Annotated in this window: 11 protein-coding genes; 3 read left to right on the plus strand and 8 right to left on the minus strand. The window is 60.5% G+C overall.

The window, feature by feature from the left end; genetic code table 11:
• Positions 1-35 precede the first annotated feature (35 nt).
• From preA to BLS41_RS11635, 3 genes are all read right to left on the minus strand, one after another.
• Entirely contained in the window at positions 36-1,382 is a 1,347-nt protein-coding gene (preA, locus tag BLS41_RS11625) for an NAD-dependent dihydropyrimidine dehydrogenase subunit PreA (RefSeq protein WP_074764597.1), read from the minus strand.
• A gap of 72 nt (positions 1,383-1,454) precedes the next feature.
• Positions 1,455-2,804, minus strand: a complete 1,350-nt coding sequence (locus BLS41_RS11630) for an NAD(P)-dependent oxidoreductase (RefSeq protein WP_074764599.1) — start codon at positions 2,802-2,804, stop codon at positions 1,455-1,457.
• A gap of 128 nt (positions 2,805-2,932) precedes the next feature.
• Positions 2,933-4,213: a Zn-dependent hydrolase gene (locus BLS41_RS11635; RefSeq protein WP_074764601.1), complete on the minus strand. Its 1,281-nt coding sequence runs from the start codon at positions 4,211-4,213 to the stop codon at positions 2,933-2,935.
• Between the two features lie 341 nt (positions 4,214-4,554).
• On the opposite strand from BLS41_RS11635, the gene BLS41_RS11640 reads away from it, so the two are divergent.
• The 3 genes from BLS41_RS11640 (at position 4,555) to BLS41_RS11655 (ending at position 8,889) form a co-directional block, all read left to right on the plus strand.
• On the plus strand, positions 4,555-5,298 hold the full coding sequence (locus tag BLS41_RS11640) for a TetR/AcrR family transcriptional regulator (protein ID WP_143026249.1): 744 nt from the start codon (positions 4,555-4,557) through the stop codon (positions 5,296-5,298).
• A gap of 50 nt (positions 5,299-5,348) precedes the next feature.
• The gene (locus tag BLS41_RS11645) at positions 5,349-6,200 is read left to right on the plus strand and encodes an alpha/beta fold hydrolase (RefSeq protein ID WP_074764603.1); all 852 of its coding nucleotides are present in this window, start codon (positions 5,349-5,351) and stop codon (positions 6,198-6,200) included.
• Positions 6,201-6,777: 577 nt separating this feature from the next.
• Positions 6,778-8,889, plus strand: a complete 2,112-nt coding sequence (locus tag BLS41_RS11655; protein ID WP_074764607.1) for a phosphocholine-specific phospholipase C — start codon at positions 6,778-6,780, stop codon at positions 8,887-8,889.
• A 97-nt stretch (positions 8,890-8,986) separates the two neighbouring features.
• Here the strand turns inward: BLS41_RS11655 and BLS41_RS11660 are convergent, their stop codons facing one another.
• From BLS41_RS11660 to BLS41_RS11680, 5 genes are read right to left on the minus strand one after another with little or no spacing between them, the layout of a single operon-like run.
• Positions 8,987-10,276: an MSMEG_0569 family flavin-dependent oxidoreductase gene (locus BLS41_RS11660; RefSeq protein ID WP_074764609.1), complete on the minus strand. Its 1,290-nt coding sequence runs from the start codon at positions 10,274-10,276 to the stop codon at positions 8,987-8,989.
• Positions 10,277-10,302: 26 nt separating this feature from the next.
• On the minus strand, positions 10,303-10,587 hold the full coding sequence (locus BLS41_RS11665; RefSeq protein ID WP_074764611.1) for an MSMEG_0570 family nitrogen starvation response protein: 285 nt from the start codon (positions 10,585-10,587) through the stop codon (positions 10,303-10,305).
• Positions 10,588-10,601: 14 nt separating this feature from the next.
• Positions 10,602-11,783: an MSMEG_0565 family glycosyltransferase gene (locus BLS41_RS11670; RefSeq protein WP_074764613.1), complete on the minus strand. Its 1,182-nt coding sequence runs from the start codon at positions 11,781-11,783 to the stop codon at positions 10,602-10,604.
• Positions 11,780-12,763, minus strand: a complete 984-nt coding sequence (locus BLS41_RS11675) for a sll0787 family AIR synthase-like protein (RefSeq protein WP_074766478.1) — start codon at positions 12,761-12,763, stop codon at positions 11,780-11,782. Before BLS41_RS11675 ends, BLS41_RS11670 begins: the two co-directional genes overlap by 4 nt.
• 23 nt (positions 12,764-12,786) lie before the next feature.
• Complete coding sequence (locus tag BLS41_RS11680) at positions 12,787-13,404, minus strand: MSMEG_0567/Sll0786 family nitrogen starvation N-acetyltransferase (protein WP_074764615.1); 618 nt, start codon at positions 13,402-13,404, stop codon at positions 12,787-12,789.

Here is a 13,404-nt window from a genome sequence, read left to right on the forward strand (position 1 = left end):
GCGTTGCTAGATCGCTTCGTGTTTCATGCCGTGTTTCATGCGGCTTTAGCCGCGTGCGCATGTGCGCCAGCAGTAGCTGCAGCTTCGCCTTCGACTTCGGCCGCCGTCACATCCGATGCAGCATTCACGCGCGCCGGATTGTTCGGATGTGTAGTCCAGTTCGCGTATTCGCCGTTGTCCACGCGCTCCATCGTGATGCACTGCTCGACCGGACACACATGCATGCACAGATTGCAGCCGACACATTCGGAGTCCATCACTTCAAAATGCCGAACGCCATCTTTTTCTTTCATGATCGCCTGATGCGCGGTGTCCTCGCATGCGATATGGCACAGCCCGCACTGAATGCACTTGTCCTGATCGATGCGCGCCTTGATGTCGTATTTGAGGTTCAGGTATTTCCAGTCGGTGACGTTGGGCACCGCGCGGCCGCGAATGTCGTCGAGCGTGGCGTAGCCTTTTTCGTCCATCCAGTTCGAGAGGCCGTCGGCGAGATCGGACACGATGCGAAAACCGTAGTGCATCGCCGCCGTGCAAACCTGCACGCTGCCCGCGCCAAGCACCATGAATTCGGCGGCGTCGCGCCAGGTGGAAATGCCGCCAATGCCGGAAATCGGCAGATCCGGCGTTTCCGGGTCGCGTGCGATTTCGGCGACCATGTTCAGCGCAATCGGCTTCACGGCTGGCCCGCAGTAGCCGCCGTGCGTGCCTTTGCCATCGACCATCGGCAATGGCGACATCGCGTCGAGATCCACTGCGACGATCGAGTTGATCGTGTTGATCAGCGACACGCCATCTGCGCCGCCTTTAAAAGCCGCGCGCGAGCCGACACGGATGTCGGTAATGTTCGGCGTGAGCTTCACGAGACACGGCAGCTTCGAGCCTTCCTTGACCCAGCGCGTGACCATTTCGATGTACTCGGGCACCTGTCCCACCGCTGCGCCCATACCGCGTTCGCTCATGCCGTGCGGGCAACCGAAATTCAATTCGACCGCATCGGCGCCGGTGTCTTCGACCAGCGGCAGAATCCATTTCCAGTCGCGTTCATTGCACGGCACCATCAGCGAGACGATCATGGCGCGGTCGGGCCAGTCGCGTTTGACTTGCGCGATCTCACGCAGGTTGACGTCGAGCGGACGGTCGGTGATCAATTCGATATTGTTCAAACCCGCGATACGCTGACCGTTCCATTGCACCGCGCCGTAACGCGAGCTGACGTTCACCACATGCGGGTCGAGGCCGAGCGTCTTCCAGACCACACCGCCCCAGCCCGCTTCGAATGCGCGGTTCACGTTATAGGCTTTGTCGGTCGGCGGTGCGGACGCGAGCCAGAAAGGATTCGGCGAAGTGATGCCGGCAATCGTACAGCGCAGATCGGCCATGTTCGGCTCCTTGGAGACTGCTGTTTTTTGTATGCTTGCGGATGCGTTTTTCGTGTGTTCGCGCGGACCAGGCTAAGCGGCCTTGATCGCGGTGCGGGCGAATTGCGCATCGATTGCAGCGGCCGCGATCTTGCCGTCCTGCACCGCCTGCACAGTCAGATCGACACCGCCTGTCGCCGCGCAATCGCCCCCCGCCCACACGCCGGACAACGACGTTTGCCCGCTCGCATCGACCGCGATGCGGCTGCCGTCGAGCGTCAACAACTCGCGCTCGATACCGACCGCCACCAGCGTTTGCCCGATCGCCTTGAGCACCATGTCGGCCTCGACGACGAAGCGCTCCTGCGCGCCATCGCTCGACGTGCGTTCGAATTCGACACCCGTTACCGCGTTTTCTGCACCGATCAAGCGCGTCGGCGTGGCATGGGTGATCAACGTGACGCCGTTGGTCTGCGCGAAATCGCGCTCGGCCCACGTCGCGCTCATCGACTCGACACCGCGCCGGTACACCATCGTCACCGATGTCGCGCCGAGCTTGCGGCTTTGCACCGCCGCATCCACCGCCGTATTGCCGCCGCCGATCACGACCACCCGACGTCCCACCGGCACCGTTCCGAGGTCGCTCGCGGTACGGATCTGTTCGATGAAATCCACCGCGTTCATCACGCCGTTCAGGTCCTCGCCGTGCATCGCGAGCGAGCGCACGCCCGTGAGTCCGATGGCAAGAAACACCGCGTCGTATTGCTGCCGCAAAGTATCGAGTTGAATATCACGCCCAAGCGCAACGCCATGCTCGATTTCAATTCCGCCGACGGAGCACAGCCACGCCACTTCACGCTGCGCGAAATCGTCGACGGTTTTATAAGCGGCGATACCGTATTCGTTCAGACCACCTGCCTTTTCATGCGCGTCGTAAATCGTCACGCGATGACCCGCCAGCGCCAGACGATGCGCACAGGCCAGCCCCGCCGGCCCCGCCCCGACCACGGCGACATGTCGCCCCGTTTCAGCGGCACGCCTGAACAGGGACTCGCCGCGCGCCATCGCCCAATCCGTTGCATGCCGTTGCAATGCGCCGATGGCAACAGGCTTCGCATCCTGGTGATTACGCACGCATGCGCCTTCGCAAAGAATCTCGGTGGGGCAAACGCGCGCGCACATGCCGCCCATCGGATTGGCTGACAGAATATCCACCGCCGCGCCCTTCAGATTGCCGTTGCCGATCTTGCGGATGAAGCTGGGAATGTCGATCTGCGTCGGACACGCGTTCACGCACGGCGCGTCGTAACAGTAGTGGCAACGGCTCGCTGCGGCTGCCGCCGCGCTCGCGTCGAGCAACGGCGCGATGTCGGAGAACTCGCACGAAAGCTGCTCGGGCGATAACCGTTGAGCGGCTATATCGCCAGTTTGCTTGATGGCCATACACGTTCCTTCTTCGATGTGAGGACGTAGCCGTACCTGCCGGCTGCGCTGCGAGCGGAGTCGGGACGGCATGTTTTATGGGCACTACGATGACTGACGGCCAGCGTCTGGCCGGACCCGCTACGGCGTTATGAAACCGGCTCGCACGCTCGTTCAAGCATGGCATGCAGCAAAACGTTCGCGCCTGCCTCGATCCATTCGAAGGTGGCGTCCTCGACTTCGTTATGGCTGATGCCGTCGACACACGGCACGAACACCATCGAAGTCGGCGCGACCTGCGACAGATAACACGCATCGTGTCCCGCACCGGACACCATGTTGCGATGCGGATAACCAAAGCGTTCGGCTGCTGCGCGCACCGACTTCACGCACGCTTCGTTGAACGCGATCGGCGCGTAGTAAAAGATCTGTTCGAGTTCAGTTTGCAGACCGATGCCGTCCGCAATCTCAGCCACGCCTTTGCGCAAGGCGGCGTCCATTTTTGCGAGCACTGCATCGTCGGGATGACGGAAATCGACGGTGAAAAACACACGGCCCGGAATCACGTTGCGCGAGTTCGGATAGACCTGCAGCATGCCGACCGTCGCGCAGGCCAGCGGCGCGTTCTCGAGTCCGATACGGTTGACGAGATCGACGACACGCGCAGCACCGAGCAACGCATCGCGACGACGCGGCATCGGCGTCGGGCCCGCGTGCGCTTCCTGCCCGGTCAGCGTGATTTCGTACCAGCGCTGACCTTGCGCATCGGTCACGACGCCAATGGTTTTCTGTTCGGCCTCGAGAATCGGCCCTTGCTCGATATGCAATTCGAACGCCGCATGCAACGGCCGGCCACCGCACGGAACATCGCCTGCGTAACCGATGCGCTCGAGTTCTTCGCCGATGGTTTTGCCGTCGACGTCCTTGCGCGAGAGTCCGTATTCCAGCGAGAACTCGCCAGCGAATACACCGGAGGCGACCATCGCCGGTGCGAAGCGCGAGCCTTCCTCGTTGGTCCAGATCACGACCTCGACAGGGTGCTCGGTTTCGATCCCGTGGTCGTTCAGGCTGCGGATCACTTCGAGGCCGCCCAGCACCCCGTAGATGCCGTCAAAACGGCCGCCGGTAGGCTGAGAGTCCGCGTGCGAGCCGGTCATTACCGGCAGTGCATCCGGGTTGCGTCCGGCGCGGCGCATGAACACGTTGCCCATCTGATCGACGGTGACCGTGCAACCGGCCTCCTTCGCCCAGCTCACGATCAGATCGCGTCCCTGCTTGTCGAGGTCGGTGAGTGCGAGACGGCACACGCCGCCTTTGGGCGTCGCACCGATCTTCGCCATCGTCATCAGGCTATCCCACAACCGCTTGCCGTCGACCTTGATCGACGTGCTCAATTCCGCGCGCTTCAATGCTTCGGATACCGCATTCATTCGTCTCGCTCCTTTCGGTGAACCGACGTGAAACTGGTGCATCGGCGACGGGTTTTGGGGCGTCGCCGCACGGCGTCGGTGCAGATTCGCCACACCGGATCGCGTCATCAACAAAGGGCTAACCCTGGGGCATCGCCCGCTCTGCCAATCCTGTCCAGTTGGACAGGTTGTAGACGATTAAGCCTGCCAGATCAACACCTTTCGTACGGCGAGAAACATAGCGAGAAGCGTGCCATTGCACTGCAGCACGGCGTTTTCACACATGACGATTGCGCGTGTGAGCGTCGGTCCAAACGACTAGAATGAAGCGCGACGCGGCGCAGATGCCGGCGAAGGCAAACATGAGAGACGACGACGTGGCGGCCGACATCACCGAAACCGACGAAACGCGCGCGCCATTGCGGCGGCGCAAGGCACACATTCGTGAGTCGAACGAGGCGCATCTTCTGGCGTGCGCGGAAGCGGTTTTCGCCGAACGGGGACTCGACGGCACCAGTACGGCGATGATCGCCGAGCGTGCTGGCTTACCAAAAGCTAACGTGCACTACTACTTTCCGACCAAGCTCGCGCTGTACCGGCGCGTGCTCGAAGACCTGTTCGAAGACTGGCATCGTGCAGCGGATACGTTCGAATGCAGTGACGATCCGGTTGAAGCGATTGGTGGGTACGTGCGCGCGAAAATGGAATTGTCGCGGCGCCGGCCGTTAGGCTCGAAGGTATGGGCCAGCGAAATCATTCACGGCGCCGTGCATATGGAAGACATTCTCACGGGACGTGTGAAGCCGTGGCTCGACAGCCGAGTGAAAGTGATCGACGACTGGATTGCGCGCGGCCTGCTCGCGCCGGTGAATGCGCAGACGTTGATGTACATGATCTGGGCGACCACCCAGCATTACGCCGACTTCGACGCGCAGATTCGTGCACTCAAGGGCAAGCGCGCGTTGACGCAGAAAGCGTTCGAAGCGACGACGGAGGAAGTCGTGCAGTTGGTGATTCGTGCGTGCGGGGCGGTGTCGCCTGCAGTTGCTGGCTCGCGCTCACGGCCGCGTTCGGAAAATGAAAATAGCGCGGAGTCTTCAGGCTGAAGCGTGTAAAGAGACCGCGAGCAGGTCGAACAACAATCATAAGGTGATTCATGCAGAACCCCGTTTCCGGCACTGCCGCCACGATCGTCGATACGTCGGCTAGCAGCTTTGCCGACCTGCCCGCCACGGTCTCGCACGGGCCGTTGCGCATCGAATACCGGTGGATCAACGAGGCAGCGGCAGAGGCGCCGATTGCTGTGTTCCTGCACGAAGGACTCGGCTCGATCGCCATGTGGCGCGACTGGCCGCAAGCGCTGTGCGAGCGACTCGGCATGCGCGGCCTCGTCTATTCGCGGCCCGGTTACGGACTGTCTACGCCGCGTCCGCGAGAAGTGAAATGGCCCGTCGATTACATGACGGCGCAAGCGCATGAGATCCTCCCCGAGTTGCTCGATTCGCTTCAAATCGGCATCACGGAGCGCAAACGGATGTGGGTGATCGGCCATAGCGACGGCGGCTCGATCGCGCTGCTGTATGCAGCGTTGCATCCCGATGCGCTGGCGGGCGCAGTCGTCATCGCGCCGCACGTGTTTGTCGAGGACATCTCGGTGCAAGGCATCGTGCAAACGAAGCAGCTTTACGAAACCACCGACTTGCGCGACAAACTCGCCCGGTATCACGCGGACGTCGACTCCGCCTTCTACGGCTGGAGCGACATCTGGTTGAATCCCGACTTCAGGCAATGGACGATCGGCGCGGAACTGTTGGCGATTCATCAGCCGCTACTCGCGATACAGGGACACGACGACCACTACGGCACGATGGCCCAGATCGACAGGATCGCAGAGCGCGTTTTGCATACGCGACTGGTCAAGCTCGACGCTTGCGGACACTCACCGCATCGCGATGCGCCGGACAGGTTGAACGATGCAATTGCGGAATTCATTTCATCGCGGCGTTAATGGGTCAGCGGAGAGTTGCCGGGCAAACTTACCGCCGCGTTCCTGCCTCGACCGACTTTCCATTCCTCACCACCTCTTCACAAAACTTACACAGGTCAGCGATTAAGCTGCTGCATCGCTGACCTCGGCACACGCATGCCCTGGCAAGCCTTCCCCATGTCGGAGACATTGTCATGTCCGTTGTGCCGAAGCTCGCTCCTGTTTTACAGCGCAAACGTTTGGCATTCGCATTGATCGCCGCGTCGCTTTGCATGTCGATCGCAGCGTGCGGTAACGACGACAAACCGGACGACGCTGCCGCAACCAGTTCGAGTTCCACCGATAGTCCCGCTGACAACAGCAGCACGCAGGCAGCGACGCAAGACAACCCGCTAGCCGCCTCGTCCGCGCCTTCAGCCGTTACGATTCAAACCCCTGCCCTACCCGCATCTGGTTCCGACGCTGCATTGTCTGCCACTGCGTCAACCCCGCTCGCCACACCCGTCATCCATACCGTCGACTGATCGCGCGCCGCTCACGCTCGCGCGCGCTGTTTCGTTCTGTTCCGTTCCTCCACCGAAGATCGAGAGCCATAACCATGACTTCAAAAAATCGCCGTGATTTTCTGCGCTCAGCAGCGCATGCCGCCGGTTCCGCCACGGCATTGAGCATGTTGCCACTGGGCATTCGCAACGCGCTGGCCATTCCCGCCAACAATAAGACCGGCACGATTCAGGACGTCGAACATATCGTCGTGCTGATGCAGGAAAACCGCTCGTTCGACCATTACTTCGGCTCGCTCAAAGGCGTGCGCGGTTTTGGCGACACCCGCGCGATCAATCTGCCGAACGGCAAGCCCGTGTGGTATCAACCGCTTGCAGGGGATCTGGGGGACGTATTGCCGTTTCGCCCTACTGCGCCGAATCTCGGCCTGCAATTCCTGCAAGATCTCGCGCACGACTGGGGCACGACTCACACCGCGTGGAATGGCGGCCGCTACGATCAGTGGGTGCCCTCGAAGGGCACCACGACGATGGCCTACCTCACGCGCGACGACATTCCGTTTCACTACCAGCTCGCCGACGCGTTCACCATTTGCGACGCCTACCATTGTTCGCTGATGGGGCCGACCGACCCGAACCGCTACTACATGTGGAGCGGCTGGGTCGGTAACGACGGCGACGGCGGCGGTCCGGTGATCGACAATTCCGAACTCGGCTATGGGTGGTCCACGTACCCCGAAGTACTGCAAAACGCGGGCATTTCGTGGAAGATCTATCAGGACATGGGCACCGGCCTCGATGCAAACGGCTCATGGGGCTGGACACAGAACGCGTACATCGGCAATTACGGCGACAACTCACTGCTCTATTTCAACCAGTACCGCAACGCGCAACCGGGCAACCCGCTCTACGACAACGCGCGCACGGGCACCAACGCGGCGAATGGCGACGGCTACTTCGACATACTCAAGCGCGACGTGCAGAACAACACACTGCCGCAAGTCTCGTGGATCGTCGCCCCCGAAGCGTATTCCGAGCATCCGAACTGGCCGACCAATTACGGCGCGTGGTACATCGACCAAGTGTTGCAGATTCTCACGTCGAATCCCGACGTGTGGAGCAAAACCGTACTGCTGATCAACTACGACGAAAACGACGGCTTCTTCGATCACATGCCGCCGCCGTTCGCCCCGTCGTCGAGCGCCAACGGTTTGTCTACCGTCGACATCAGCAACGAAATCTTTCCGGGCAACTCAACCACACCAGCGGCTCCATATGGGCTCGGACCACGCGTGCCGATGATCGTGGTGTCGCCGTGGTCGAAAGGCGGCTACGTATGCTCTGAATTGTTCGACCATACGTCGGTGATCCGCTTCATCGAAAAACGCTTCGGCCACCAGCACAACCTCGGCGAGTCGAACATTACGCCGTGGCGTCGCGCGGTATGCGGCGATCTGATGTCGGCGTTCAACTTCAGCAACCCGAACAGCTCCGTGCCGGCGCTGCCGAGCACGAGCGGCTACGTCCCTCCCGACCAGAATCGCCACGCCGATTACATTCCGCTGCCGCCTGCTGTCCAGGCGGTGCCAAAGCAGGAACCGGGCATCCGCCCCGCTCGCGCTCTGCCGTATGAACTATTCGTGCGTGTGCAAGGCGAAGCGTCGAGCGGCAAGCTCTCGATGCGCTTCGTCAACACGGGGCGCGCCGGTGCGGTGTTTCTGGTCTACGCCGCGCAGAGCGCCGACGCGCCGCGCACCTATACGGTCGAACCGGGCAAGCGTTTGCAGGATCAGTTTCCGCTCAATGCGGATGGCAGCTACGACTACACCGTGTACGGCCCGAATGGATTCCTGCGGCGCTTTGCGGGCAAGGTGGTCGCGCATAACTGGTGGGGCGGATCGGAAACGGCGCGTCCTGAAATCGCCGAGGGTTACGACGTATCGAACGGCAATCTGCAATTGCGTCTGGAAAACGTCGGCAGTGCGCGTTGCCAGTTCACGATTGTGAATGCATACGACGCGAACAATGTGATCAAGCATTCGGTACGCGGCGGCGATACCGAGCCGCTTTATCTGGATCTGCGTAATGCTCATGGCTGGTACGACCTGGCCATTACGGTCGATACGGACTCGTCATTCGCACGACGCCTTGCGGGACACGTCGAAACTGGCAAGAGCAGCATGAGCGATCCTGCGTTGGGTAGCTGAGTTTTTGCCGGGCATATGCGTATGTAAGAGTAGAACGGCCGCTGCTTTTTTTCGCAGCGGCCGTTTTTTTATGTCGCGAGCGCAAGCCTCCGCGATTTCATGCGGCGACTGCCGCTGTCAATGAAGCACGCTCTTTCGCTTTCTCACGAATTGCGCGCACGATGAACTCCGCGTCGCGCGCGACGCCGGAGAAGCGTCCTGAACCCCACGTATGCAGCCACGGCAAGCCGACAAAATACAGGCCGTCGATTGGCGTGATGCCTCGCGTATGCGCGGGATAACCGCGACCGTTGAACACAGGCGCATCGAGCCAGCTAAAGTCCGGCGTGAAACCGATACACCAGATAATCGCTGCGATACCGCTCGTTTCGACATCGAGCGTGGTGCGCTCCTGCTCGGGCCGCCAGACAGGTTCATAGGGCTCGCCTGCCGGGGCATCGATAGCGTGCTTCTCGATGAAGCCGTCGATGCTCGCGTTAATCCGGTTATACGTGTCGTCCGCAGAATCTAGATTCGACGCGAGTGTGGGCGAGAAATGAAACTGTCCGTCTTGCAGATCATCGAGTCGGCCATAGAGTTCCATGCCTTCGGCTGCGAACTTTCGCAAGTCGATATCGCGTCCGCCGTCACGGCCGGTCACATAGTGATTGGTGTTGTCGCGCACGCCCTCACGCAGCGGATGCTTCTCGACCGGCATGTCGTAATACTGCATGTCCGCGAGCCAGTCGACCACGTCGCGGCCCCGATAGAAGCGCGCGCAACGCGGCGCTTCGCCCACGGCGAGCACGACTTTGCGTCCTGCCAGATGCAAGTCTTCGGCGATCTGCGCGCCGGATTGACCGGTGCCGACCACCATCACCGCGCCTTCAGGCAAAGACTGCGGATTGCGATACGCAGACGATTGCAACTGCCCGATATGTGCAGGAAGGCGCTCGGCAAAACGCGGCACGATTGGCGTGTGATATCCGCCCGACGCCACGACGACCTGATCCGCGGTGAAATCGCCGCGCGATGTTGAAATCGTATAAACACCGTCTTCGCGCTGCTTTACGCGGCGCACTTCCGTTCGCTCGAGTACAGGTGCTTCGACGTGTGCAATAAAGCCGTCGAGATATTGAATGATCTCGTCCTTCTTCATGAACCCATGCGGATCATCGCCCTGATACGGATAACCCGGCAACGCGCATTGCCAGTTCGGCGTGACCAGACAGAACGCGTCCCAGCGTTGCTCTCGCCATGTGTGCGTCACCGTGTTCTTTTCGACGACCAGATGGTCGATGCCGGATTGCTTCAGGTGATAGCTGACCGACAAACCCGCCTGCCCGCCGCCGACAACGAGCACGCTGTAATGCCCTTCGGCGCGCGCGTGATGTGCTGGATTCGACATGATGCGTCCTCTGAGAAAATGTCCGCCTAGCTGAACTCGATAACCTTGACCGTCGCGTCCGGTTGATCGCGAAAACGCTCAGCGTCGCGCTCGATTTGCGCTAGCTGATCCATCGCCGCCGAACAGGCGAAGCCGTACTTTTCGCGCACTCGATCCGAGGCGATATTCAGCGCCTGTCGCGAACGTGTGACGAAATCGTCTAGTGGATAGGCCTCACCGGGTTTAAAAAAATCGCCGATCACGAGCGAAGGCGAATAACAGTTTGCTTCGTCGCCGTCGGGCCATTGAATCCGAAAGTGCATGACAGGCATTGCAACTCCTCAAATCAGTTGATGGGTAGCTCGTACGTCGCGAGAAAGTGGTGGTAGGCGTCGACGTGACGCTGCGCACTCGCGCGCCAATTGAAGCGCGCGAGTAATGCCGGGACGGCGTGATCGAAATCGATCGTCGCAGTGTCGAGCGCATGGAGCAATGCAGACGCGATTGAATCGATATCGGTGGGATCGGCCCAGCAGCATGTCGCGTCGTCGAGGTACTCGGTGAATGGGGCAATTGCCGAGGCCACTACCGGTGTTCCGCTCGCTAACGCCTCCAGTACCACCAGGCCGAAGCCTTCTCGCAGCGACACCATCGACAGCACATCCGCGATTCGAAATAGCGCCGGCATGGCGGCGTCTTCTAGCGGGCCGGTTATCACCACGCCTTTTAGCGGACCGGTAGAGAGGCCCAATTCCTCTACTCGCCGGAGTACGCCGCGAGTGTAGGCGTCGTGGTCTAGCAGACTCGCACCGCCAGCGATAACGAGTTGCGCCTCCGGCCGAACGTTACGTATAGAAGCAAACGCTTCCAGCAGCGCCAATGTGTTCTTGCGCCCTTCGATACCGCCCACGGAGAGAACAATCGGTCCATCTCCAATGCCGAAACGTTGTCTGATTTCAGAGTCGTAATCATCGGCACGAGAGGAAAAGCGTTGGATGTCTACCCCATTCGGAACGGTGATCGCATCGATTCCCCACGCCGCTTTCATCTCGCGAGTCCACGTATCGCTCACACACAGCACCTGATCGGCGTCCTGATACGCGCGCAATTGCCATGCAGCCAGACGCGGATTATCGAAATGGTCCAGATGATGCACAGTGCGCACGAAACCGCGGATCAGCCCTTGCGCCTTCAACTCCGCGAGCGCGTTGCCGCTTATGCTGTCCTGCGCATGCAACACGTCGAACGAAGCCGGATCCTGTTCGATCAACGCGCGATGAAACGCATCGATTCGCGCTTCCACCATCTCCACAGTATTGGCTTGCGACAACGTAATCGGTGCATACACCACACGGCACGGCGGCAATCGGAACAGCGTCTCTCCCGGAGCGGCGGGCACGAACACCGTCACGTCATGTCCGAGCGAAGTCAATGCGCTTGCCAATTCAAGCGTGTGCACCACCCCGCCACGTGGATTGACCGAATGCGTCAGCAATGCAATACGTAGCAAGCTATGCACCTCATTCATCGCGCACCTTCCTTTGCAACGATGAACGGCTCGCGTTTGAAGTCCCACAACACGGTTGAGTCATTTTGCCGATGCAGCGATACTTCGAGCGAATCATCGACGACACCGATTACCGCACATGCCAGCGCGCGAGAATCGAAAAGTGCCTGTACGGCCGCGACATTCTCCTGACGCACAGATAGCAAATAGCCGAAACTCGGAAACGCGGTCACCCAACGCGACAATGCAACATCGGTCGGCTTCGGGATACGCGTGAGATCAATCCGCGCGCCCACCTTCGAACATTCGAGCAACATAAGCGCGGTGCCCAATGTGCCCGCCATACTGATATCTTTGGCGGCATCGCAGAGTCCGCTCTCCGCGAGTTGCGGCAGCAATTCCAGATCGGCGCGCAAACGTTCGGACGGCGCATCCACTGAAGCATTCCAGAATGGATAAGGTTCTTCGAAACGGCCACGCAGATCGACCGCCATCATCAGCGCATCGCCCGGCTTTGCATTGAAACTCGATAGCAATGCTTTAGCGCGTCCGACAATCGACACCGCCAGTTGTGCCGCATCGCTGCGCGCATTCGTGTGACCGCCGACAATCGGCACGCCATACGCAATTGAAGCGGCCGCCATCCCTGCCAGCACCTGCTCCGCCGCGCCGATGTCGCGGCTCCATAGCGCGTCGACAACGGCCAGCGGCCTGCCGCCCATTGCATAGATATCGCTGACGTTGACCATCACGCTGCTGTAGCCCGCGAACCACGGCATTGCGCTGACAAAATCGCTGACCATGCCTTCGATCGCGAACAGGAGATAACCGTCTCCATCGGCGAGCGCCGCGCAATCGTCGCCAAGCGCAACGGCTTGAGCCAGATCGCGCGCGCCGCCGGGCAAGCGACGCGCGAGCGAGCCGACCACACGGGCAATATCTGTCTTGTGCCGGAACCCGCGGCTTTCGCGCAAGCTGGCGACGAGATCGGCCACGCTCATGGTGTTCGCGCCACTCATGCCACTCATGCCGCCCTCCGCAGCGAAGAACGAGCCGACTGCTGCGTCAGCGTGACGAAACCGCCGTGCGGTGTAACGCACGGCGGGTACGCATCCATCTGCGCCTGCATCAGATGATGCGGCCTGCCCAGCAGCATCTCTTCGGCCAGCACGTCCCAGTGCATCGCCTGAAATAGCGGCACATTCTGACTCTGCACGTGAGCGAGAAACGTCTCGCAACCGAGCGCATTTGCACTGCTCACAGCGAGGCGAATCAGCGTCGCGCCGATCTTTCCATAGCGGCGAAACGCTGCGTGAACAGCGAGCCGCGAACCAAACCATACATTGCCGTGATCGCGGTGAATCCGCACCGTGCCGACCACCTGTTCAGGCATACCCGCCACGCAACTGACCGCGACCAGTTGCTGCGCGTGTCGATCGATATCATCCCGGTCGTCGCCGACAAAGATACCCTGCTCGATGCAGAACACCGCACGCCGCAAACGGAACGCTTCTTCTGCTTCCCAATCCAGCGTGGTCCATTTGATGCGGAATTCACTCGGCGAAAAGGGAGCGAAAAGAGCATGAGCCCCTAAATCCATTTCGCCTTCGAGCGCTTCGCCTGCAATCGCCTCACCGAACAT

This window comes from Paraburkholderia fungorum (assembly GCF_900099835.1).
GTDB classification, from domain to species: domain Bacteria; phylum Pseudomonadota; class Gammaproteobacteria; order Burkholderiales; family Burkholderiaceae; genus Paraburkholderia; species Paraburkholderia fungorum_A.